The organism is Stenotrophomonas sp. KH_029 (assembly GCF_057839765.1).
Genome location: NZ_CM174498.1, coordinates 3,737,527 through 3,759,956 on the forward strand (window position 1 = coordinate 3,737,527; position 22,430 = coordinate 3,759,956).

General features: G+C 66.3%; 33 protein-coding genes. 32 read left to right on the plus strand and 1 reads right to left on the minus strand.

Annotated elements, in window-relative coordinates; all coding sequences use genetic code 11:
• The first annotated feature begins 28 nt into the window (after positions 1–28).
• From AC3ITM_RS16730 to AC3ITM_RS16850, 25 genes are all read left to right on the plus strand, one after another.
• On the plus strand, positions 29–889 hold the full coding sequence (locus AC3ITM_RS16730; RefSeq protein WP_489266625.1) for a GPO family capsid scaffolding protein: 861 nt from the start codon (positions 29–31) through the stop codon (positions 887–889).
• 39 nt (positions 890–928) lie between these two features.
• Positions 929–1,945: a phage major capsid protein, P2 family gene (locus AC3ITM_RS16735; protein WP_489266627.1), complete on the plus strand. Its 1,017-nt coding sequence runs from the start codon at positions 929–931 to the stop codon at positions 1,943–1,945.
• Positions 1,946–1,948: 3 nt separating this feature from the next.
• Positions 1,949–2,665 (plus strand): phage terminase small subunit, encoded by a 717-nt coding sequence (gpM, locus tag AC3ITM_RS16740; protein ID WP_489266629.1) that lies wholly within the window; start codon positions 1,949–1,951, stop codon positions 2,663–2,665.
• A gap of 98 nt (positions 2,666–2,763) precedes the next feature.
• Positions 2,764–3,231 carry a head completion/stabilization protein gene (locus AC3ITM_RS16745; RefSeq protein WP_489266631.1) on the plus strand — a complete coding sequence of 156 codons (468 nt, stop codon included), beginning with the start codon at positions 2,764–2,766 and terminating at the stop codon, positions 3,229–3,231.
• On the plus strand, positions 3,231–3,446 hold the full coding sequence (locus AC3ITM_RS16750; protein WP_489266633.1) for a tail protein X: 216 nt from the start codon (positions 3,231–3,233) through the stop codon (positions 3,444–3,446). Before AC3ITM_RS16745 ends, AC3ITM_RS16750 begins: the two co-directional genes overlap by 1 nt.
• A 4-nt stretch (positions 3,447–3,450) precedes the next feature.
• Positions 3,451–3,807 (plus strand): putative holin, encoded by a 357-nt coding sequence (locus AC3ITM_RS16755; protein WP_489266634.1) that lies wholly within the window; start codon positions 3,451–3,453, stop codon positions 3,805–3,807.
• A complete protein-coding gene (locus tag AC3ITM_RS16760) occupies positions 3,800–4,075 on the plus strand; it encodes a phage holin family protein (protein ID WP_489266636.1) in 276 nt (91 codons plus the stop codon). The genes AC3ITM_RS16755 and AC3ITM_RS16760 overlap by 8 nt, the downstream gene beginning before the upstream one ends.
• Positions 4,075–4,710 (plus strand): glycoside hydrolase family 19 protein, encoded by a 636-nt coding sequence (locus tag AC3ITM_RS16765; protein ID WP_489266638.1) that lies wholly within the window; start codon positions 4,075–4,077, stop codon positions 4,708–4,710. Before AC3ITM_RS16760 ends, AC3ITM_RS16765 begins: the two co-directional genes overlap by 1 nt.
• Positions 4,707–5,210, plus strand: coding sequence for a hypothetical protein (locus AC3ITM_RS16770; RefSeq protein WP_489266639.1), 504 nt, complete (start codon positions 4,707–4,709; stop codon positions 5,208–5,210). Before AC3ITM_RS16765 ends, AC3ITM_RS16770 begins: the two co-directional genes overlap by 4 nt.
• Positions 5,207–5,698, plus strand: a complete 492-nt coding sequence (locus tag AC3ITM_RS16775; RefSeq protein ID WP_489266641.1) for a phage tail protein — start codon at positions 5,207–5,209, stop codon at positions 5,696–5,698. Before AC3ITM_RS16770 ends, AC3ITM_RS16775 begins: the two co-directional genes overlap by 4 nt.
• Positions 5,691–6,158: a phage virion morphogenesis protein gene (locus AC3ITM_RS16780; RefSeq protein ID WP_489266643.1), complete on the plus strand. Its 468-nt coding sequence runs from the start codon at positions 5,691–5,693 to the stop codon at positions 6,156–6,158. Before AC3ITM_RS16775 ends, AC3ITM_RS16780 begins: the two co-directional genes overlap by 8 nt.
• A gap of 81 nt (positions 6,159–6,239) precedes the next feature.
• Entirely contained in the window at positions 6,240–7,130 is an 891-nt protein-coding gene (locus tag AC3ITM_RS16785; protein ID WP_489266644.1) for a baseplate assembly protein, read from the plus strand.
• A gap of 838 nt (positions 7,131–7,968) precedes the next feature.
• Positions 7,969–8,535, plus strand: a complete 567-nt coding sequence (locus AC3ITM_RS16790; protein WP_489270127.1) for a phage tail protein I — start codon at positions 7,969–7,971, stop codon at positions 8,533–8,535.
• The gene (locus AC3ITM_RS16795; protein WP_489266645.1) at positions 8,532–9,968 is read left to right on the plus strand and encodes a phage tail protein; all 1,437 of its coding nucleotides are present in this window, start codon (positions 8,532–8,534) and stop codon (positions 9,966–9,968) included. The genes AC3ITM_RS16790 and AC3ITM_RS16795 overlap by 4 nt, the downstream gene beginning before the upstream one ends.
• A 10-nt stretch (positions 9,969–9,978) precedes the next feature.
• Positions 9,979–10,578: a hypothetical protein gene (locus AC3ITM_RS16800; RefSeq protein ID WP_489266647.1), complete on the plus strand. Its 600-nt coding sequence runs from the start codon at positions 9,979–9,981 to the stop codon at positions 10,576–10,578.
• Between the two features lie 5 nt (positions 10,579–10,583).
• On the plus strand, positions 10,584–11,153 hold the full coding sequence (locus tag AC3ITM_RS16805) for a phage baseplate assembly protein V (protein WP_489266648.1): 570 nt from the start codon (positions 10,584–10,586) through the stop codon (positions 11,151–11,153).
• Positions 11,154–11,160: 7 nt separating this feature from the next.
• Positions 11,161–11,595, plus strand: coding sequence for a hypothetical protein (locus AC3ITM_RS16810; RefSeq protein ID WP_489266649.1), 435 nt, complete (start codon positions 11,161–11,163; stop codon positions 11,593–11,595).
• Between the two features lie 137 nt (positions 11,596–11,732).
• Complete coding sequence (locus AC3ITM_RS16815; protein WP_489266650.1) at positions 11,733–12,092, plus strand: GPW/gp25 family protein; 360 nt, start codon at positions 11,733–11,735, stop codon at positions 12,090–12,092.
• A gap of 16 nt (positions 12,093–12,108) precedes the next feature.
• Positions 12,109–13,275, plus strand: a complete 1,167-nt coding sequence (locus AC3ITM_RS16820; protein ID WP_489266652.1) for a phage tail sheath protein — start codon at positions 12,109–12,111, stop codon at positions 13,273–13,275.
• Positions 13,276–13,300: 25 nt separating this feature from the next.
• Positions 13,301–13,810, plus strand: coding sequence for a phage major tail tube protein (locus AC3ITM_RS16825; protein WP_489266654.1), 510 nt, complete (start codon positions 13,301–13,303; stop codon positions 13,808–13,810).
• Between the two features lie 52 nt (positions 13,811–13,862).
• Complete coding sequence (locus AC3ITM_RS16830; protein WP_489266655.1) at positions 13,863–14,273, plus strand: phage tail assembly protein; 411 nt, start codon at positions 13,863–13,865, stop codon at positions 14,271–14,273.
• An 8-nt stretch (positions 14,274–14,281) separates the two neighbouring features.
• Positions 14,282–14,398 carry a GpE family phage tail protein gene (locus AC3ITM_RS16835; RefSeq protein WP_489266657.1) on the plus strand — a complete coding sequence of 39 codons (117 nt, stop codon included), beginning with the start codon at positions 14,282–14,284 and terminating at the stop codon, positions 14,396–14,398.
• 70 nt (positions 14,399–14,468) lie between these two features.
• Entirely contained in the window at positions 14,469–17,339 is a 2,871-nt protein-coding gene (locus AC3ITM_RS16840) for a phage tail tape measure protein (RefSeq protein ID WP_489270128.1), read from the plus strand.
• A 10-nt stretch (positions 17,340–17,349) separates the two neighbouring features.
• Positions 17,350–17,748, plus strand: a complete 399-nt coding sequence (locus tag AC3ITM_RS16845) for a phage tail protein (protein WP_489266658.1) — start codon at positions 17,350–17,352, stop codon at positions 17,746–17,748.
• Positions 17,745–18,761, plus strand: coding sequence for a phage late control D family protein (locus AC3ITM_RS16850; RefSeq protein ID WP_489266660.1), 1,017 nt, complete (start codon positions 17,745–17,747; stop codon positions 18,759–18,761). The genes AC3ITM_RS16845 and AC3ITM_RS16850 overlap by 4 nt, the downstream gene beginning before the upstream one ends.
• Before the next feature lie 396 nt (positions 18,762–19,157).
• Here the strand turns inward: AC3ITM_RS16850 and AC3ITM_RS16855 are convergent, their stop codons facing one another.
• Positions 19,158–19,589: a helix-turn-helix domain-containing protein gene (locus AC3ITM_RS16855; protein ID WP_489266662.1), complete on the minus strand. Its 432-nt coding sequence runs from the start codon at positions 19,587–19,589 to the stop codon at positions 19,158–19,160.
• 84 nt (positions 19,590–19,673) lie between these two features.
• Between AC3ITM_RS16855 and AC3ITM_RS16860 the strand changes: the two genes are divergently transcribed.
• From AC3ITM_RS16860 to AC3ITM_RS16890, 7 genes are all read left to right on the plus strand, one after another.
• On the plus strand, positions 19,674–19,958 hold the full coding sequence (locus tag AC3ITM_RS16860; RefSeq protein WP_489266663.1) for a helix-turn-helix domain-containing protein: 285 nt from the start codon (positions 19,674–19,676) through the stop codon (positions 19,956–19,958).
• Positions 19,955–20,296, plus strand: a complete 342-nt coding sequence (locus tag AC3ITM_RS16865) for an ogr/Delta-like zinc finger family protein (protein WP_489266664.1) — start codon at positions 19,955–19,957, stop codon at positions 20,294–20,296. Before AC3ITM_RS16860 ends, AC3ITM_RS16865 begins: the two co-directional genes overlap by 4 nt.
• A 65-nt stretch (positions 20,297–20,361) precedes the next feature.
• Positions 20,362–20,568 (plus strand): hypothetical protein, encoded by a 207-nt coding sequence (locus tag AC3ITM_RS16870; RefSeq protein WP_489266666.1) that lies wholly within the window; start codon positions 20,362–20,364, stop codon positions 20,566–20,568.
• Positions 20,569–20,912: 344 nt separating this feature from the next.
• Complete coding sequence (locus AC3ITM_RS16875; RefSeq protein WP_489266668.1) at positions 20,913–21,155, plus strand: hypothetical protein; 243 nt, start codon at positions 20,913–20,915, stop codon at positions 21,153–21,155.
• On the plus strand, positions 21,155–21,445 hold the full coding sequence (locus tag AC3ITM_RS16880) for a hypothetical protein (protein ID WP_489266670.1): 291 nt from the start codon (positions 21,155–21,157) through the stop codon (positions 21,443–21,445). The genes AC3ITM_RS16875 and AC3ITM_RS16880 overlap by 1 nt, the downstream gene beginning before the upstream one ends.
• The gene (locus AC3ITM_RS16885; protein WP_489266672.1) at positions 21,445–21,711 is read left to right on the plus strand and encodes a hypothetical protein; all 267 of its coding nucleotides are present in this window, start codon (positions 21,445–21,447) and stop codon (positions 21,709–21,711) included. Before AC3ITM_RS16880 ends, AC3ITM_RS16885 begins: the two co-directional genes overlap by 1 nt.
• Before the next feature lie 71 nt (positions 21,712–21,782).
• Positions 21,783–22,427: a hypothetical protein gene (locus AC3ITM_RS16890; protein ID WP_489266673.1), complete on the plus strand. Its 645-nt coding sequence runs from the start codon at positions 21,783–21,785 to the stop codon at positions 22,425–22,427.
• The last annotated feature ends 3 nt before the right edge of the window (positions 22,428–22,430 follow it).

Here is a 22,430-nt window from a genome sequence, read left to right on the forward strand (position 1 = left end):
TGTTTTCGACCACCCAGCAGAGGGCACCATGTCCAACAAGTCCAAGAAGTTCCGTTCCAAGTTCTTCCGCGTGGCGGTCGAGGGCGCCACCACTGATGGCCGTAAGATCGAGCGCAGCTGGATCGAACAGATGGCGGCAACGTACAACCCCGACACCTATGGCTCGCGCGTCTGGGTGGAGCACATCCGCAGCCTGCTGCCCGACTCCCCATTCCGCGCCTACGGCAGCGTGCTGGCGGCCAAGGCCGAAGAGGACACGGTCAACGGCGAGAAGAAGCTGGCGCTGTTCGTGCAGATCGACCCGACCGATGACCTGGTCAACATGGTCAACGTGCAGAAACAGAAGCTGTTCACCTCGGTCGAGGTGCAGGAGAACTTCGCCGGCACCGGCAAGGCCTACCTGATGGGTGTGGCCGTGACCGACACCCCCGCCAGTCTGGGCACCGAAATGCTGGCCTTCGCCGCGCAGAACCCGGACGCCAACCCGCTCAAGGCACGCAAGACCAACCCGGACACCCTGTTCAGCGCGGCCGAGCTTGTCGATATCGAGCTTGACGAAGTCACTCCGGCCGCGCAGCCGCCCCGCTCCTTCACCGAACGCATCAAGTGCCTGTTCAAACCGACCACTCCGGCGCCGGCCCCGGTCGATGAGGGCGATGAAGGCATGCAGCGCTTCGCCAGCCTGCTCACCGATATGGATGAGCAGATGGGCAGTCAGCAGGACGAACTGGTGCGGCTCACCGCGCGCCTGGCCCAGAGTGAGCGCGTCAACCAGGGCCTGCGTGCAGAGTTCGCCACGCTCAAATCGACGGTCGAGAAGACCCCCGAGTTCAGCACCCAGCGCCCACCCGTCACCGGCCCGGCCGGCGCTGAACTCACCGACTGCTGATCGCCTGCAGCGCACACCCCGAAAACCAAGGACACCACGATGCATCCCAACACCCGCGTAGCATTTGACGCCTACACCCGCCGCCAGGGCGAGCTGAACAATGTCGGCTCCACCGCACACACCTTCACCGTTGTGCCGGCGGTGCAGCAGATCATGGAACAGCGGATTCAGGAATCCAGCGCGTTCCTGCGCTCGATCAATATCGTCGGCGTGCCGGATCTGGAAGGCGAAAAGGTCGGCGTCGGCGTCTCCGGCACGATCGCCGGCCGCACCGACACCACCGGCAACGCCGAGCGCCAGCCGCGCGATGTGACCGCGCTGGACAAGAAGGGCTACCGGGCGGTGCAGACCGACTTCGATACCGCCCTGCGCTACGCCACGCTCGATGCCTGGGCACGTCAGCCCAGCTTCCAGACCCTGATCCGCGACAGCATCGTGCAGCGCCAGGCGCTGGACCGGATGCTGATCGGCTTCCAAGGCACCAGCGCGGCGGCGACCACCGACCGCACCGCCAACCCGCTGTTGCAGGACGTCAACATCGGCTGGCTGCAGCAGTACCGCAACAATGCGCCGGAGCGCGTCATGGCCAGCGGCAAGACCGAGGGTGTGATCAAGGTCGGCGGCGCCGACGCGGACTATGCCAACCTCGACGCCCTGGTGATGGACGCGGTCAGCAGCCTGATCGACCCGTGGCACCGCCGCGATCCGGGCCTGGTGGTCATCCTCGGCCGCGACCTGATCCACGACAAGTACTTCCCGATGGTCAACCAGGACCAACCGGCCACCGAGAAGATCGCCACCGACCTGCTGCTGGCCAACAAGCGCATCGGCGGCCTGCAGCCGGCCGACGTGCCCTACATGCCCGACAACGCCATCCTGATCACCAGCCTGGCCAACCTGTCGCTGTACTGGCAGATCGGCGGCCGCCGCCGGTTCATTCAGGAGCAGCCGCAGAAGAACCGTGTGGCCAACTTCGAGCAGTCCAACGATGCCTACGCGGTCGAGGACTACGGCCTGGGCACTCTGATCGAGAACATCCAGCTGCCGGAGGGTTAAGCAATGGCCGACAGTCCCGCCAAGCGTCACCTGCGCCGCGTCCTCGCCGCGCAGGAGGCCTCCACCCGCCACGCCGACCAGCCCATGGATGGCGCGGGCCAGTTTGAATTGACCATGATGCAGCTGCACCAGGACCGGCTGCGGCTCAAGCAGATCCAGTCCAACGAAGGCAAGGCACAGCTGAAAGCGCAGCTGCTGCCCGCCTACGACCCCTACGTCGAAGGCGTACTGGCCGAGGGGAAGGGCGCCACCGATGAGATCATCACCACCCTGATGCTCTGGAACATGGACGCCGGCCGCTATGCCGATGGTCTGCAGCTGGCCGAGTACGTCCTGGCCCACGGGATGAAGATGCCCGACCGCTTCCAGCGCACCACCGGGTGCCTGGTCGCCGAGGAAGTGGCCGAGGGCGCGCTGAACCTGCAGAAGGTCGGCGGGACGTTCGACGGCGCCATCTTGGAACGGGCGCAGCTGCTGACCACCGATCAGGACATGCCCGACGAAGTCCGCGCCAAGCTGCATCTGGCGCAGGCCCGCAACATCCTTGGGGTGGAAGACCCCGAGCAGCTGCCAGGCGAGGCGGTGAACCGCGCCGTCGACCATCTGCACGCCGCCCTGCAGCTGCACAGCAGCTGCGGCGGGAAGAAGGATCTGGAACGCGCCCTGCGTGCCCAGAAGAAACAGGCCACCGCTGCCGCCAACGGCGATAGCAACGGCTGATAGAGCGTCCCCGCGACCCAGCCGGCTCGGGGCCGATCACCAGGTATCCATCCCGTGGTGTGACGCCCCGACCACCGGCTTCTTTTCTTGAGGCCACCATGAGCGGATTCACCGCCAACGCACCTGCAGTTGCACCCGAACCGGACGTGGCCGCCGGCAGCTTCTGGCCAGCGGTCAAGCTGCGCCCGCTGCGCGAGGCCATGCGTCTGGACGGCAGCGTCACCCCAGCCCGCCTGCGCGGCGCAGTGGTGGCCGCTGTGCTCACTGTGGGTGACGAGCTGGCCCAGTGGCGCGCCGAGCAGCAGGCGCAGGGATACGCGGCCCTGGCCGATGTTCCCTCCGACGAGATCGACGGCTCCACCCGTCACCTGCAGCTGTTCCTGCGGGCGATCCAGTGCGCCGCGGCGGTCGAACTGTCCGAGCGTTACCGCTCCTACGATGCGACCGCGCAGGGCAACCAGCGTGCCGAAGACCTGACCCCGACCATTGATGAACTGCGCCGCGACCTGCGCTATGCGGTCAGCGACTTCCTCGGCCGTCGCCGCGTCACCGTGGCGCTGATCTGATGCGCGTGTATGCCCGGCAAGGTGACACCGTCGATCAGCTGTGCTGGCGCCACCTGGGCGCGACCGCCGGCCTCACCGAGCAGGTGTTCGCGCTCAACCAAGGGCTGTCGTTGCACGGCCCGATTCTCCCGATGGGGACGGCGGTAGACCTGCCGGCCCTGCCCCCCTCCCAATCGATCGCCACCGAGCGACCGCTGATCCAGCTCTGGGACTGACCTGATGACCGAACCCACTTCCCTCACCGGCACCGCAATGCTCGCCACTGGCGTGGGCCTGGCCTCGCTGCTGCCCGGCATCGACGGCGACGCCCTGGTCGGCGCCTTTGCTGGCGGCACGCTGTTTGTCGTATCGGCCAAGAACCTGCCGATCTGGAAGCGACTGATCTACCTGGGCATCAGCGTGGTGGCTGGCTACTACGCCGCGTCGGACGTGCTGCGCTGGGTACCGATCCAGTCCACCGGCGTGGCCGCGTTCGCGGCAGCGGCCTGCGCCATCACCGTGACGCTCGGCCTGATCGAGCGCGGCCGCACCTTCGACCTGTCCCGTATTCGCCGTGGAGGGCCACCCAGTGCATAACCTGCTTATCGTCGCCACGCTGATTGCCAGCATCGCCATCTGCGTGCGCCTGATCACCTACCGACCGGGGCCGGATGCCCGTCACCGGTTCGGCGTGTCCTGCTGCGCCTGGCTGCTGATCGCCTGCACCGGTGGCCTTGCCATCCACGTCGCGCTGTTGGGAGCCTCGGCACACGTCAGCGTGTGGCAGTTGGGGCTGCTTGTTGTCCTACTGTTGGTGACCTACCGCGCCCGAGGCAATGTGGCGCAGATTCTGAGGATCGAATGATGGTCACCGCCGAACAGTTGAGCTTGATCATGCAGTGCCCGCTGCCGCGTGCGCAGCGCTGGGCGCCCGCGCTAAACGCGGCCATGGCGCGGTTCGGCATCACCACCAGGCGGCGCGCGGCGCATTTCCTCGCACAGCTGGGTCATGAGAGCCTGAGCCTATCCAAGGTGGAAGAAGGCATGAGCTACAGCCGCATGCGGCTGCTGGAAGTGTTCGGCAAGCGTCTTGCTCCGAGCGAAGTGATTGCATTGGTGCACCAACCGGTGAAGCTGGGCAATCGCGTCTACGCCAATCGCAACGGCAACGGCGATGAGGCAAGCGGCGACGGCTACCGCTACAGAGGGCGCGGTCCTATTCAGGTCACCGGGCGCGGAAACTACGCCAACGTAGGCCGGCTGATCGGCGAGCCGCTGGAACAGCAGCCGCAACTACTGCTGGACGTGGACATTGGCGCGGCAGCGGCGGCCGCCTACTGGAAGGACGCCGGCCTGAACGTGCTGGCCGATGGTGGCGACGTGCTGGCGGTCAGCCGCCGCATCAACCTCGGCTCGGCCAGCACCCGCGCCACCCCCGAGGGCATGACCGACCGCATCAACCGCACCACCCGTGCGCTGCGCGTGCTGGGGGCGGCGTGATCTCGCGCAAGGTGGCAGGGATACTCGCCGCGCTGCTGCTGATCGTGCTGCTGCTGGCCGCCGTCATCGCCCTGGTGCAACAGCGGCGCATCGACGCCGCCGTGCAGCAGCGGGACCAGGCAAGGTCACAGCGCGACACGGCGGTTACCGAACGGGATGCCGCCCGAGGCGATACCAAAATCGTCACCGAGTACGTGGACCGCGTGCAGGTCGTGCGCGAGGTCGGCGCCACCATCGTCAAAGAGGTTCCTGTCTATGTCACGCCCCAAGCTGATCGCGCTTGCACTATCCCTGTTGGCTTTGTCCGCCTGCACGACGCAGCCGCAGCGAACGAACCCGTGGTCGGAGGTGCCGGAGATCATGATGCGCCCGCCCCCGGCCTTGCGCTCTCTGCCGTCGCCGACACCATTGCCGGCAACTACACCGTCTGCCACGAAACCGCCGAGCAGCTGCTCGGCCTGCAGGAGTTCGTTCGGCAGCGCCAGGCGCTGACCAAATGAAGAAGCCCGGGCTGCTGCGCGACCACCTGTTGGCGGCGGTGCCTGGACTGCAGACAAATCCGGACCGGCTGCTGGTGTTCATCGACAGCGGCACGCTGGAAAGTACCTACGTCCCGGGCCTGTCCTTCGTCTACCGCTACACCCTCAACCTGATCCTGACCGACTACGCCGGCAGCCCCGACTCGGTGATGCTGCCCCTGCTGCAGTGGCTCACGCGCAACCAGCCCGAGGTATTGGCCAACCCGACCAAGCGCGACGGCATTGCCTTCGAGATCGATGTGCTTGCCAACGACGTGGTGGACGTAGACATCAAGTTGCCGTTGAGCGAGCGGGTGGTGGTCACCGCCAACGACGACGGCACCCTGGTGATCGATCATCGCCCCGAGCCGCCGACTGAAGAGGACCACGCCCGCTCCCTGGCCGGCGGCCAGGTCAGGGATGTTTCAGGCACGCTGATCGCCACGCTGCCGGAAATCCCGCGTGACTGACGATCTGCGCTCGCTGGAACAATGGGTCGCCCCACTGCTGGCACGCCTGCAGCCCCAGGAACGCGCGCGCCTGAGTCGCCGGGTGGGGATGGTGCTACGACGGTCGGAGCAGCGCCGCATCGCCGCACAGCGCAATCCAGACGGTAGTGCTTTCGCGCCGCGCCGGAAGCCCGATGCCGCGCGCACGAAGGCCGGCCGCATCAAACGGGTGGCCATGTTCGCCAAGATCCGGCAGACAAAGCATCTGCGCGTGCGCGCCGACGCGCAGCAGGTCTCGGTGGGCTTTGTCGGGCGCGTGGCGCGCATCGCCAGGGTCCACCAGGAAGGTCGCACCGACAGCGTCAGCCGCGGCGGTCCACGCGTGCGCTACGAGCAACGCCGCCTGCTGGGCTTCTCTGACGCCAGTCAGGCACTGATCCGCGACGCGATCATGGATCACCTCGCCGCTGCGATGGCGTAAGCGCAGCAGCTACACGCGGCGGAGATGGTTGCGGCGGCGCCCCGGTGACACCCTTGATACGCCCCTGCGCCCGGTGTCGTCATGTCCACCTTTACTGCCGTCGAACTGTCCAAGCTGCCAGTGCCGGACCTGACCGAGCAGGTCAGCTTCGAGCAGTCCTATGCGGACCTGAAGGGGATCTTGCACCTGTTGGCGCCCGAGTACAGCGCCCTGGTCGAATCCGACCCCATGTGCGTGCTGCTGCAGATCTGTGCCTACCGCGAGGTGCATATCCGCGAATCGTTCAACGTCCGCGCCACTGGCTCGATGCTGGCCTATGCACGCGGCGCGGACCTGGACAACCTGGGGGCGTTCTTTGCCGTTGCCCGCCACGAACTGGCGCCGGCCGACCCGGAGAACAACGCCCCGGCGGTCATGGAGAGCGACGCCGATTTCCGCCGCCGCATCCAGCTGGCGCCCGAGGGCTACAGCGTGGCCGGGCCAGAAGGCGCCTACCTGTTCCATTCGCTTTCGGCCGACGCGGACGTGCTGGACGCCAGTGCCCTGAGCCCCAGCCCCGGCGAGGTACTGGTAACCGTACTGTCCCGCAGTGGTGACGGCCTGCCCACTGCTGCGCTGCTTGATCGGGTGACCGAGGCCTTGATGGACGGCAATGTGCGCCCCCTCACCGACTTGGTGACCGTCCGCGCTGCTGACATCGTCCGCTACACGGTGAAGGCGAACATCGTCACCTACGCCGGCCCGGATGCCGCTGTGGTGCTGGAAGAAGCCAAGCGCCGGCTGGGCGCGTACGTCGAGGCATCGCACCGGCTCGGCCGCGATGTGCCGCGCTCGGGCCTATATGCAGCCCTGCATGTCGAGGGCGTGCAGCGCGTGGATCTGATCGAGCCGGTCGCCGACCTGAGCATCGAGAGCTATCAGGCGGCGCACTGCGCCGCCAGCCACATCGTGCACCTGGGCACCCATGAGTAAGCGCATCATCCAGCGCCTGACCGATGAGCCGATGGGTACCGGCGATGGCGTCCGCACCGAGTTCATGCCCACCTTTCTGGGCAAACCGACCCGCCTGGCCATAGAGATCGCCGCGATCTACCGCAGCGATTGGCGTGGCCGCGTACTGCTGTCCCGGCAGGTACGGCACAACCTCCTCGGCGATTCGGATGTACTGGCCGCCGTGCCTGGCAGCATGCCCGGCGCGGGCCGACTGCCGCCCGGCTGGACCAGCCTTGCCGGTGGCTTTGGTGGCTGGACGCGCGTGGTTGGCGTTGGCGTGCTGGACGACGGAACGCCCTACATGGACTACCGCATTGCCGGTACGAATTCCGCGCAGAGCGTCAGGTTCATGGACCTGGTGTTCCAGTCAGCCCCCGTGCCGGCGGCGCGCGGCAGCACCTGGACGGTTAGCGTCGGTCTGCAGATCCTGGCTGGCGACCCGGTGGCGGGCTTCCGTGAGCCGCTGCGGCAGTTGGTGCTTGCAGAATACGATGAGGCCGGCAATTACCTGGTCAGCTCCACCAGCAACGGGCCGAACCCCACGCAGCTGGAGCGCCGCGCGGTCACCCGCAAACTGAGCCACCCCGATACGACCGGGATCAAGTGCTACGTCGGGATGGCAGTCGTGCCAGGCGGCACCATCGATCTGACCCTACGCGTCTCCCAGCCGCAGCTGGAGCCGGGCAACGCCGCTACGGCCTACATCAAGACCCGTGGTGGGCCGCGAGCCCTGCCCGATTACCAGTTGGATGCGCGCGGCCGCATCCGGCTGACCGAGGCGCCCCCGGTCGGTGCGGCGCTTGCGTGGGACGGCTGCGTGGGCGTCGACACCCCCGACAGCCTGCTGCCGCCGAACGCAAGCCGCCTGGAGCGCATTGCCGAGGCGGTCGCGGCGCACACCACGCGGATCGATTCCAGTGTCGGCCTGCTGTGGAACCCGGCAACCTGCCCGGAAGATCTGCTGCCGTGGCTCGCCTGGACCATGTCGGTCGACACCTGGCGTAGCACCTGGCCGCTGCCGGTGAAGCGCGCCCGCATCGCCAACGCGCTCATCGTGCAGCGCCGCAAAGGCACCGCCCGCAGCATCACGGACGTGGTGGACAGCTTCGGTGGTGTGGTTGAGATCACCGAGTGGTGGCAGACCACGCCGCGCGGGGCGCCGTACACCTTCGCCCTAACCCTCACCCTGTCCGGCCAGGACGGCGACACAGCCACGGCGCAGTACGTGGACGACGTGATTGCCGAGGTCAACCTGACCAAACCGGTGCGCAGCCATTTCACCTTCACCCAGGGCATCAACCTGGCCGGCCGTGTGGGCATCATCGCCGCCGCGCGTGCCGCCGTGTTTGTGCGCCTGCAAGCCACGGAAACTCTCACCCCATGAACGCTCTCAGATTCATCGTTACCCGCCGTGGCCGTGAGGCGCTCGTCAACGCAGAGCAGAACGGAACCACGCCGGTGCTGGCGCGCACGCTGGGGCTTACTGCTGCAGTGATCGAGGCGCATCCCGAGCTGCTCGCCCTTCCCGGCGAACACACCCGTCTGGAGTCACTCAAGGGCGGCGCCACCTCGGCAGACACCATCCACGTGACCGCCCGCGATGCCACCGACGCCAACTACACCGTGCGCGGCATTGGCCTGTACCTGGACGATGGCACGCTGTTTGCCGTATACGGCCAGCAGGCGGTACTGGCGGAGAAGTCCACCCAGGCCGTGCTGCTGCTCGCCACCGACCTGCAGTTTGCGGATATCGCCGCGGCCGACATCACCTTTGGCGACACGAATTTTCAGTTGAACGTGGGCACCGAGGAAGTACCCGGTGCGCTGGAACTGGCAACGCCTGCTGAAACGGTCGACGGCACCGATGCCGGGCGGGCCGTGCATCCGAAGGGCCTGCAGGCGGCGCTGGACAGCCGCCTTGGTGTTGGAGCGCCCACAGAAGTGACCAAGCGCCTGATTGCCGCCGCAACCGATAAGGCCGTGCGCGAGCTACTCGGCCTCAAGAGCGCATCGCTCAAGGATGAGGGTTCGGGCAATGGGTTGGACGCAGATCTGCTGGACGGCAAGCACGGCTTCTACTACCTCGCGTGGGAGAACATGACCGGCGTCCCCGCCAGCACCCACATTCCCGGGCAGGTGATCACCTTCGCTGGAACCAGCGCCCCGAGCGGCACGCTGCTGTGCGATGGGCGTGAGGTGCTGCGGAATGACTATCCGCAGTTGTTCGCTGCCATTGGCACGACCTACGGCGAGCCCAGCGACCCGACCAGGTTCAAGCTGCCTGCAGTCGATGAGGACTGCGTCGTCATCCACACCAGCGACCCCGACAAGGTTGGCCAGGCCAGCGATGGTGCCGTGATCAACCACACTCACGCCGCCAGCACGGCAGCCGGTGGCCGGCATGCGCACTCTGCCAGTTCCGGTGCAGCAGGTGATCACAACCATCGCAGCTGGACCGATGAGCAGGGCTACCACGGCCATGAAGGCTCAACGACTTGGGGCGGAGACCACAACCACACGTCGCCGCCGGCACTGATCGTAGAGCCACCGTTTACCGGTGGCTACGCTCGCGGCGATGTGCAAATGAAGAACAACACCAGTCCGACCGGCGTTGCCGGCGGACATGGCCACGCGGTATCTGTCGCAGGAAGCGGCGTGCACGGCCACAACATTGGTATGGACGGCGCTGGCAACCACAGCCACACCGTATCTGTAAGCGAAGTCGGCGATCACACCCACGCCACTACCGTCGAGGCCACCGGCAATGCCCGCAACCTCGCGGCGGGCATTCGCATGCTCTATTGCATCGTTCACTAAGGCCAACGCTATGAATGACAACCGCGCTGTGCAGTTTTTTGGTCACTCCTATGATGAGATCACCGGCGCCTACCTGCTGCCGGTGCGGGTATTTCCTGAGCAGGACGGAACGTGCCCACTGCCGGACAACACGGTGGCGTTTGCACCCACTGAACCGGTGGGCGAGTACCAGTCGTGGCGAATCAACACACAGCACACCGCCTGGGAGGTAGTGCCGGACTACCGCTCTGCGGCGCTGTGGGACAAGGCCAGCGGCAAAGCCTGCCCCAATCGCCTGGTGGTGGGCGACCTGCCACCCAGCGAACTGACCGTCATCACCCCATTGGTGGTGGACGTAGGGACGCCGGCACGGAGCCGCTGGAGCGAGCAGCTGCAGGGGTGGGAGCTGGTGCCGGACTACAGCCAGACCGTGATCTGGGACAAACACACCGCCCTGCCCCTGCCCATGCTCGCCGCTGGCGTCCCTCTGCCGGCGACGGCCATCGACGTGGCACCACCCCTGGATGGACCAGGGCCGTGGCGGTACAGCGACACCCTGGGCCTCTGGGAGATCGTCCCGGCTGCGGAGATCCTGCCCGTGCCGCCGGCACCAGATGCAGGGCAGGGCTGATCGCTATGGCACGCGGTGATATGCCCGCCGAGGTCAGCAACATGCTGCGGTTCGGCACCGTTACGGCGGTGCGCACCGCGCGGCCTGCCCGTGTGCGGGTCAGCACCGGTGGCATTGAAACCGACTGGATCACCTGGCTGGAGCGCCGCGCCGGCCCGAACGGTCGCACCTGGCACGTACCGGGCGTAGGCGAGCAGGTGCTGTTGGCGTGCCCGGACGGAGACATCGGCCAGGCCGTGATTCTGGGCAGCGTCCCGCAGGACGGCTTCCCGCAACCGGCCGACAGCGAGGACGTAGACCGCACCGCCTACCCCGATGGCAGCGTGGTCGAGTACAACCACGCCACCTCGACGCTGGCCGTGAACGTCGGTACCGGCACGGTGATCGTGAACTGCCAGCAGGCCGAGGTGCACGCCAGCGCGGCGGTGGTGCTGGACACCCCCACCACACGCGCTACCGGCAGCGCCTCGGCCGCCGGCAACCTCGCCGCCGGCACGGGCGCCTCGGGCACCTTCACTACGCCAACTGGGCAAGTCGTCACCGTCGAGCGCGGCATCGTCGTCAACATCTTCTGAGGCATCCATGAACCCGCAAGGCTCCCTCCCCTTCAATGCCGAGACCTTTGATCGCCTGGCCGATCAGATCAACGCCGTGCAGACCTGCGCTGAACTGCAGGCGCTGTCCACCGAAGCGATGGAATCGGCCAATGCCTTGCTGGCCGGCATCGGCGCGCAATTGGCCGCGCTGCAGCCGATCATGGCGCTGCTCTCCCCGCCTGCCGCCAATCCGGCGCAGATCGTGACCTGGATCACCGACTTCGTTACGGCCTTTCTGCAACCGTACGTGAAGCCTATGCTGGTGCTGCCGCTGCAGATCGCACAGATCACCGCTGCCATCGCCAAGCTGCAGAGCGCCATCGACGCAGCATCGGCGCGCATCGGCTCCTGCAGCATCGACCTGCCCGAGATCGAGCTACCGGAAATCCCCGAGCTGCCGGAACTGCCTGGCAACCCGTAGCCGCTGGTGTTTATCTAGCCGCTACACGCTGTCCCCGGCTGTATCTCCGGTGTACCTCATGACAATGAGGTCATGGCCTGGACCCCAGCAAAATCCCATCGTTTGCCACCGCGCACGCCCCACTGGAGCGCGGCGCGATGAGAGGTATGGATGAAGCCACCGGCCGCTGGCTGGATGACGATGCGCACCTGGTGCAATCCATCGCCCGCATCCTGACCACGCCCATCGGCACCCGCGTGCAGCGCCGCGACTTCGGCTCTCTGCTGCCCGAGCTGGTCGACCAGCCGTTCAATCCCACTACCCAGCTGCGTCTCTACGGCGCTGCGGCCACCGCGCTGATGCGCTGGGAACCCCGCATCCAGATCACCCAGTTGGCCTTGGCCAAGGGCGCCCGGCCCGGCGCGTTCGTGCTTGACGTGACCTGCCGCCGGGTCCGCACGCCGCGATCCAACGAATTCACCCGCCTGACCGTTCCCCTCCGCTACCGCGAAACCTGACCCCAAGGAGCCCGATATGGACCAGTACCACCACGGCGTACGCGTCGTTGAAGTCAATGGCGGTGTCCGCCCCATCCGCACCGTCGCCACCGCCATCGTCGGCATCGTCTGCACCGCCGAGGACGCCGATGCCACCGCCTTCCCGCTCAACAAGGCCGTGCTGCTGACCGACGTGCGCGGCGCCATCGCCAAGGCCGGCATCAAGGGCACCCTGGCCGGCAGCCTGCGTGCCATCGCCGACCAGGCCAACCCGGTCACCGTCGTTGTCCGCGTGGCCGAAGGCACGACCGAGCCGGCAACCACCAGCAACGTGATCGGCGGCACCGAGACCGGCAGCTATACCGGCATGCATGCGCTGCTGGTGGCAGAGGCCCAGCTGGGCGTGAAGCCGCGCATCCTGGCCGTACCCGGCCTGGACAATCAGGAGGTGGTGACCGCCCTGGCCATCGTCGCCAAGAGCCTGCGCGCGATGGCCTACGTCAGCGCCTCAGCAAACGGCAAGGTGGCCGACGTGCTGACCTACCGCGCCGAGTTCGGCCAGCGCGAGCTGATGATGATCTGGCCCGACTTCGTCGCCTGGAACACCACCACCAATACCGCAGACCTGGCCTACGCGACCGCGCGGGCGGTCGGCCTGCGCGCCAAGATCGATCAGGAACAGGGCTGGCACAAGTCGCTGTCCAACGTCACCGTTGCCGGCGTCACCGGGATCAGCCGCGACGTGCACTGGGATTTGCAGAACCCGGCCACCGACGCCGGCCTGCTCAACGCGGCCGACGTGACCACGCTGGTCAACGCCAACGGCTACCGCTTCTGGGGATCGCGCACGCTCAGCGACGATGTGCTGTTCGCCTTCGAGCCAGCCACCCGCACCGCGCAGATCCTGGCCGACACCATCGCCGAGGCGATGATGATCTACATGGACAAGCCGCTGCACCCCAGCCAGGTCAAGGACATTCTGGAGAGCATCAACGCCAAGTTCCGCGAGCTGAAGGCCGGCGGCTACATCATCGACGCCAACGCCTGGTACGACGAAGCGGCCAACCTGCCGACCACGCTGTCGGCCGGCCAGCTGGTGATCGACTACGACTACACCCACGTGCCGCCGCTGGAAAGCCTGCAGCTGAACCAGCGCATCACCGACCGCTACTTCGCCGACTTCCCCAGCCGCATCAGCGGTTGAGCGGCACCACTGAGGAATCCCCGATATGGCACTGCCCAGCAAGCTCAAGAATCTCAACCTGTTCAACGACGGTGTCAGCTATCTCGGCCTGGTGACCGAATTCAAGCTGCCCACCCTGACCCGCAAGATGGAGGAATACCGCGCCGGTGGCATGGCCGGCCCCGTCGATATCGATTTGGGCCAGGAGAAGATCGAGGCCGAGTGGAAGTGTGGCGGCCTAATGCGCGAGGTGCTGCGTCAGTACGGCGCTATTCGCCATAACGGCGTACAGCTGCGCTTTGCCGGCGCCTACCAGCGCGATGACACCGGCGACGTCGATGCGGTGGAGATCGTCATCCGCGGCCGACATAGCGAACTCGATCCCGGCACCGGTAAACCGGGCGACGACACAGAGTTCAGCGTGAAAACCTCGGCCAGCTACTACAAGCTGACGATCAACGGCCGTGTGGAGATCGAGATCGACATGCTCGCCATGATCTTCATCGTCAACGGCGTGGACCTGCTGAAAGCACAACGCCGCGCCATCGGCGTCTGACCATCTGCGGGGCCCGATGTTGCCGGGCCGCGCCCACCACAAGGAAAGCCCCATGAACGAAACCACCTCCACCGGCAATCCGATCCTCGACGCCGCGCTCGGCCGTGGCGAATCCGCCCCATCCGCGCCTGTGGCTACGGCACCGGCTCCGACGCCAGTGCCGGAGACGACGGACGCCGGCTTTGCCAGCATCGACCTGGATTTCCCGATCACCCGTGGTGACCAGGTCATCAACAAGCTGCAGGTCCGCAAGCCCGACGCCGGCTCGCTGCGCGGCGTGAAGCTGCTCGACCTGTTGCAGATGGACGTCACGGCGATCCGCACCCTTGCCCCGCGCATCACCTTCCCGACGCTGACCACCGCGGATGTGGACAAGTTGGACCCGGCCGACCTGGTGTCGCTGGGCACCGAGATTGCCGGTTTTTTCATGAAGAAGGCGGACCGGGCGTCCCTCACCGCGTAGAGGACGCGATGGCCGATGTGGCCGTCATCTTCCACTTCCAGCCCAGCGAGATGGACCGCTGGAGCGTGACCGAACTGATGGAATGGCGGGAGCGAGCCGTCGAACGTAGCGGAAACAGCAAATGACCCCCAGCAGCGCAGCCCTCTCCCCGTCGCACCACCATGACCTCCCGGTGGCCCACATTGAGGGGCTGCGCTGATGGCCGCCGACAACCTGCGTATGCAGGTCATCTTGTCTGCAATGGACAAGGTGACCGCGCCATTCCGCAAGATCCAGCGCGGCGGCAAGGGCGTAGCCGAGCAGCTGCTGCAGTCGCGCGATGCGCTGCGTAAGTTCAACGCCACCCAGCGCGACCTGAGCGCGTTTCGGCAGCAGGCCGCTGCATCGCGGCAGTCCGCCGTCGCCTACGCCGAGCAGCAAGCCCGCGTGAACGAGCTGGCCACCCGCATGAAGTCGGCCGCCGGCCCTTCGCGTGCGCTAACCAAGGAATTCAAGGACGCCGCGCGTGTTGCCGGTCTGATGAAGGCCAAGCAGGGACAGCAGGCCGCCGAGCTTCAGCGCCTGCGCGACGGCCTGGCGCGGGCGGGAATCAGCACCCGTGATCTCTCCACGGGAGAGCGCAAGCTGCGCGCCGACATCGCACGCACCACCGAGAGCATCCGCAAACAGGAGCGGCACCTGGCCCTGGCATCCAAGGCCAAGGAACGCGCAGGGAAGCTGCAGAGCGCGGGCATCGGCATGGCCGCCACGGGCGCCGGTATGGCCTTCGGTGGGCAGCGTGCGTTGATGGCCCAGGCATTGCCGCTGCGGGAGGCCATGAGCTTCGAGTCGGCCATGGCCGACGTGAAGAAGGTCGTGGACTTCGACACCCCCGAGCAGTTCGCCAAGATGGCGCGCGACGTGCAGAACCTGTCGCTGGCTCTGCCCATGGCATCCACCGACATTGCCAAGATCGTCGCCGCCGCCGGCCAGGCCGGCATCGCCAAGAATGAGCTGGTGCGCTTTGCCCAGGACGCGGCGAAGATGGGCGTGGCGTTCGACTCCACCGCCGAGGACGCCGGCCAGACGATGGCGACCTGGCGCACTGCCTTCCGCATGGGCCAGGACGACGTGGTGGTGCTGGCCGACAAGATCAACTATCTGGGCAACACCGGCCCGGCCAGTGTGCAGAAGATCAGCGAGGTGGTGAACCGCATCGGCGCCTTGGGCGAGGTGGCCGGCCTCGGCAGTGGGCCGCTGGCCGCGCTGGGCGCGACCGTGGCCGGCATGGGTATCGAGTCGGAGGTATCGGCCACCGGCATCAAGAACATGCTGCTGACGCTCGGCTCCGGCACGGCAGCAACCAAGCGCCAGCTGGCCGCGTTCGACACCCTCGGCATCAAGGCCACCACCATGGCCAAGGCGATGCAGGACGATGCCGGTGGGGCGATCCTGTCGGTCCTGGAAAAGCTCAAGCAGCTGCCCAAGCATGAGCAGGCGGCTACCATGACCACCCTATTCGGGCGCGAGTCGGTGGGCGCGATCGCCCCGCTGCTGACCAACCTGGACCTGCTCAAGACCAACTTCGACAAGGTCACCGACGCCACCAAGTACAGCGGCTCGATGAACGCCGAGTACGCCTCGCGCGTGGCTACCTCCGAGAACGCCTTGCAGCTGCTGAAGAACGCGGCCGGGGTGACCGCGCAGGCCATCGGCGAGACCCTGCTGCCGGACTTCAAGGTGCTGGCCGAGCGCACATCGCAGGTGGTGAAGCGGATCATCGATTGGGTCCGCGCCAACCCGGAGCTGGTGAAGTCGCTCGCCAAGGCCGCCATCGTCGGCACCACCCTGGTCACCGTGCTGGGTGGCCTGCTGCTGGGCGCCGGTGTGGTCGCCATGGCGTTTTCCCAGATCCATGGCGCCATCGCACTGCTCAGTTCGGCCGGCGGCATCGGCGGCCTGGTCACCCGTGTGCTGTCCCTCGGCGGCCGCGCATTCCCGATGTTGCTCAACGTCGGCCGCATGCTGTTGCCGCTGCTGGGCGGGATCAGCGCGCCCGTGCTTGCCATCGGCGCGGCCGTGGCGCTGGTCGCCGTGCTGGTCTGGAAATACTGGGGCCCCATCAAGGCGTTCATGATCGGCATGTGGCAGGGCATCGGCGATGTCGTCGGGCCGATCCTTGACGAACTGAGCGCCGCGCTCGCGCCGCTGGGCCCGGTATGGGATCAGGTGGCCGCTGCGATGGGGAAGGCATGGGCCTGGGTCAAGCAGCTGTTCGCCCCGTTCCAGGCAACCACTGAGCAGCTGGCCGGGGCCACCAGCGCCGGCCGCGGATTCGGCCAGATCCTGGGCACGGTGCTGACCATGAACCTGCGCGCGGCAGTCAAGGCCATCGGCTGGCTGGTGGACGCCTTCATGTTCCTGCTGCCGGCGATCAAAGCCACCATGACCGGCGCCTGGACGTTCCTGCAAGGCGCGTGGGCCATCATCGTGGGCATCTTCACCGGCAACGGGGACAAGCTGCGCGAAGGCTTCATCCAGACCTGGAACGGCATCAGCACGCTGCTCGGCGGCTGGCCGGCGCGGATGATGCAGGCCGGTGTGGACATGGTGCGCGGCCTGGTCAGCGGCATCAGTTCGATGGCTGGCGCCGTGCGCGACAGCATCGCCGGTGTTGCCGGCGGTGCCATCGACTCGTTCAAGGGCATGCTGGGTATCCATAGCCCATCACGCGTGTTCGCCCAGCTGGGCGATTACACCATGCAAGGCCTGGCCGGCGGTTTGAACAGGGGCCAGGATCGCGCCCTGCAGTCCGTGGCGGGCCTTGGCGACCGTATGAGGCGCGTTGGTGCCGGTATCGCTATGGCGGCCGCTGCAGCGCCTGTGGTGCCGGTCGGCAGCAGCCCGGTCATGGCGCCATCGGCGGCCAGCGCCGGCGGCGCGGCTGCCGGCGGCAACACGTACCAAATCACCATCCATGCCGGCGCCGGCGCCGACGCCCAAGCCATCGCCCAGGCTGTGCGCGCAGAACTGGACCGCCGCGACCGCGAGACCGCCTCGCGCCACCACAGCCGCCTGACCGACTGAGGCCCCCGCAATGATGATGTCCCTTGGCACGTTCGTGTTTTCGCTCTCCACCGCCGCCTACCAGCAACTGCAGCGCCAGATGTCGTGGCGCCACCCCACCAGCGAGCGCGTCGGCGCGCGGGCCGCGCGACAGTACGTCGGCCCCGGCGAAGAAACCATCGATCTGTCCGGCGTAATCCATGCCGAGCTGACCGACGACCTGCTCACCCTGGACGTGCTGCGCGAGCTGGCCGACGCCGGCCGGCCGCTGGCGCTGGTGGAGGGCAATGGCGCCGTCTACGGCGGCTATGTGATCCTGTCGATCAACGAGACCCGGACAGAGTTCTTCTCCGATGGCACGCCTCGGCGCATCGACTTCCAGCTGCAGCTGGGGCGCGCGCCCGACGACGACGTAGGCGAGGCGGCATGAGCGCGCCCTATCCGGTCCCGATCTGGCGCGCCACGCTGGACGGCCAGGACATCACCGACCGCATCGCCCCGCGCCTGCTCGACCTGACCCTCACCGAGAACCGGGGCGATGAAGCCGACCAGGTAGACCTGCGCCTGCACGACCACGACGGCCGCCTGGCCCTGCCACGGCGCGGCGTCAGCCTGGCGCTGGCATTCGGCTGGGCCGACAGCGGCATCATCAACAAAGGCACCTTCGAGGTCGATGAGGCCGAACACAGCGGCCCGCCCGACATCATCACCATCCGTGCCCGCAGCGCGGACCTGACCCATTCGATCCGCACCCGGCGCGAACGCAGCTGGCACGACACCACGCTGGGCGCGGTGCTGCGCACGCTGGCCGGTGACCATTCGTTGAAGCTGGCCGTGGCGCCTGCCCTGGATGCCTTGGCCCTTCCGCATCTGGACCAGGCCAACGAAAGCGATGTGAACCTCATCACACGGCTGGGCAGGCGGTTCGATGCCGTGGCAACGATCAAGGCCGGAACGCTGATCTTCAGCCCGATCGACAGCACCACCACTCCCAGCGGGCTGAAACTGCCTGTGCAGCGCCTCACCCGCGCCTCAGGTGATTCGCACCGATACACCGTTGCAGACCGCGACCAGGTCACAGGGGTGCGCGCGTACTGGGGGGATCGAGGCGCAGCGCGGCGCAAGTCCGTGCTGGTGGGCAGCGACAAGAACGAAAAGAAGCTGCAGGCCACTTACCCGACTGAGGCCGTGGCCAGACAGCATGCCCAGGCGGAGTTCAAGCGCCTAGGACGCGGTACCGCCCAGCTGATTTACAAGATGGCGCTGGGGCGCGCAGACATCTACCCCGGGCAGACCCTGAACGTCAGCGGCTTCAAGCCCGAGATCGACGGCACCGACTGGATTGTGGTCAGGGGCACACACACCCTCGACGGCGGCAGCGGTTTCACGACCGCGTTAGAGCTTGAGCACGGCGGCAAATCCAGCCCAGGAACCTCGGCTTGAGATAGCGGGTGACGGCGCCAGCGACAAGGAACATGGCGGCGTGCGACAGCGACGATCCGCAGACGGATTCAACAGCCGGCGTTGGGTATGTGGCCTGCCAGATAGCAATGGCAACCAGGGCGGTGGACAAGGGGCGCCCCGTTTCGACGGGCGCCCTTTGCCGTTCAAGGCACGCTGCATGGTGCTGCTGCGCGTGGGGGCACTGCATCTGCACGTCACCCGTGAATACCTGGCCGATCACGGCCCCTTCAAACACGGTCTGGCCACTGCAGACGCACGCCACCGCACCACGCTCAACACCACCGCTGCAACCCATAATCCTTCACACCCTGTCGCACGCCACACCGGCGCCTTGTTCGTGCGATTTAGCGGCCTGAATAGAGCGCGGGATGAGCCTTACGCGATAGGTTTCTTCGATGCCTTCTTCGCCTTGACCACGATCTTCTGCCCGCGCAGATCAACGTCACCGCTGAACTGCTGGCCTATCGTGGCGTTGGGGAAGTTTGTGCGCGGCGCCGAACCGGTGCCGGAGGATGTGCCGCCGTTCAGCGCTACCATCGCCGCGACGCGTGCCGGTGCTGTCGCATTGCGCCAGACGGCCAACAGATCTGCTTCGGCTTCGCTCAGTCGCTCGCGCTGCCCGACGAGTAGGTATGCCACGTCCGCACCAAGTTCATGAGCCGCCGCCAGGTAGGCCGCGCTGGCGCCCACGCTGTCTGTCTCGTAGAAGATCTGTGTGCGCTTGCTGACACCACAGGCAACGCCCATGGCCTCCTGGGTAAGGCCCAGACGCTTCCTTTCTTCCTTCAGCCTAAGACCCACACTCACGCTCAAACCTCCTTGACGGGTGAAATATCTTTCACCTAAGATAGTGAAACATTTTTCACTATTCGCTTAACACGGGGAAACGGAATGGCTGCAACACGTCGCACGACTCGGCAAAAACTGCGAACTCCCGGGGAGGCCCGCCAGTGGCTGCGCGACAACGGTATTACCGTCACCGCATTCGCCGAACAAAACGACCTCTGCCGCCATGCTGTGAACGATGCGCTGCGCGGGTTGGGCAAAGGGAATTTCGGAAAGTCCCACGCTGCTGCCGTCGCACTCGGTATCAAGCACGTTCCCAATTCTTGCACGAAACCCAGCAAACCCGCGCGGAAGCCCGCAGCGAAGTCAGCGAGGGGTAAGACGGCATGACCGCGGTCGCTGGTGGGCGAGTGATCTTCTCATGCGAATCGTGTGGCTCGCGCCTCATCAAACGCACCAGCACCCTGGTGCATAAGTACCTGCGCAACGACATCTACATGTGCGAGAACCCACTGTGCTGCGCGAGCTACAGCGGCCACTCTGAACTTACCGGCATCGCCAGCCCCAGCGGCGTACCTACGGCCCTGCCGAGTGAACTGCCGCCGACGCCCAGCTTTCTCCGTACTCAGATGCACCTGGCGTGGAAGGCAGGCAAGGGCTACATCCAGCTGGACCTGCTCGACGCCATTGACGCTGCGCGCAGCACTACTGAACACACCAACGCCTGAGGTAAGGCGCTCATGAACTACGGAAACGAACTGGCGACCCTGTCGCCAGCGATGGAGTGCTGCCAATGATTCGCCAGAAGACACATCGTGACGGTTGGGCCACGGCCATGGAGCCGGCCCTGGTTACCTCTCCCACCCGCGATAAGCACGTGTCGCTCGCTGAGAAACAACGCGATGCCGATGCCTTGCGCGCCGCTGTCACAGCGCACATCGCCGCTGGCAGTGCCTATCTGGTGCTGACCGCTCCCCTCCCCGCTCCGGTGAAGGCATGACCGCTGTGAACGTTGTGAACACTCTCCACAAATCCCATCAATTCCCCTTGACACCCGCCCACGGATGGAGCAACTATTCACCCGTCGCCGCAAATTCGGCGACCGGGATTGGACTCCTGACAGAGATGCGCGCGAAAGCGCCCATGACACCTGCTGGCGCTTTTTTTGTGCCCGGCCAGCGTGCCGGGCGCGTGTGCCCCCAGCCTTTCTATGGTGGGCGGCGCGGTGGGGGCCCCGGCCCCGCCGGGTTGCGCGTCTCCCCGGTAGTCCAACTCCGCGTCGTCCACCACCTCCGATTGGACTCGGCGGTGGCGGACTCCTTAAACGCATGGAGTACGCGCACCATGAGCAAAGACGCCACAACTGCGTCCAGCAGCAACCCTTCGCGGCAGATTGCCGCCGTCTTCGGCTTCATCGCCGACACCCTCGAATGGTCCCACGACGACTACCAGGCGCTGATCGCCCGGCTTGTCGGTACGGGCAAATCTGCCCTGTCGCTCACCCTCGGCGACGTACTGGATGCCTACATCGCCACGTCTACCGCCGCAGTGCATGCCCGTGCTGCCGACCAGCGGGGTGGCCACTGATGTCTGCCACCAAGCACCCAAACCTGCGCCCCGTGATCGATCTGGCATCGCCCAGCCCCGGCATCGTTGTGCGCGCCTCCACCGACAAGAATTGCGTGTACGTCTCCTGCGTACATGCCGAGTCGAATGTGTGCGTCTCCATGGTCGCGGCGTACTCCCATCTGATTCGCCCTGCAGCCGGCTACAGCCTGCAGATCGGCCAGGCCATCTTCCTGCTCTCCCCTGGCGAAGCCGAGCGCTTCTTCGCATGGCTGTACAGCGGTGGCGACATCACCAAGGGAGTGCACTGATGGCCAACCCCAATAGCCACACCCCGCCGGCGCGCAACCCACCGCCGCCCCCGGGTGGCGATGACGACCGTGGCGCGCAGCTGATCGGCAGCGGTGACTACCAGCGCCTTTGGCGCGCAGCCCACGCGTGTGACCTGCTGGCCACCATCACCGAAGAGGTGGCCAGGGAACACGGCATAGACCCGAAACACACCGCTGCCGTCTCCGAGTACATCCGCGACGACATGTATCAAATTCTCAGCCGCTCCAGGCCCGCAGACGAATAACTCCGTACCGCCCCGGCCCTGCGGCGCGCCAACGCCGCAAGGACCCGGGACACCCCGCTCAGGAGAGAGCCATGCACCCACTACGCCGCACCATCGGCAATGCGACCCACCAGGAGAGAGCCATGCAGCAAACTGAAGACCGCAGTACCCGTGCCGTCAGCTTCATCACCTTCCATGGGCTGACGCTCATGGTGGTGGAACAAAACGGCATCGAATACATCGAAGCAAAGCCGCTGACAGACCTCGCCGGCATCGACTGGCGGGGTGCAAGACGTACCCTCCAAGAGGGCGATAGCGCCGTTCTCTATGGCGCAACCCGCCTTGATCCCCCCGTAATCGCCGGTTTGGGGGGACTTAAGTCCCCCCCTGAGGGTGTCTTGTACCTCCGCCTGGACCGGTCGCGTATGTATCTGGCCCGGATCAGCACCGACCGCATGCGCGCCAATGGCAACATCGACGCCGCCGACCAGGTACTGGCCCTCCAGATCGAGTGGGCTGGCGTCCTGCACCGTTACGAAACGCAGGGAGTCGCGTTCAAGAGCGGTCGAAACATGGCACTGCGCGACCTCATGACCCTGGCAAAAACCCGGGACGGCATGAGCGACCAACGCGAGCGCATTGCCTTCACCAATTTGTTGCACGAGGAGATGCGCGCCATCGGCCTGCCGCTGGACAGCTTTGATCCCCCGCAAGGTCATCTGCCCCTGAACAGCTGACGC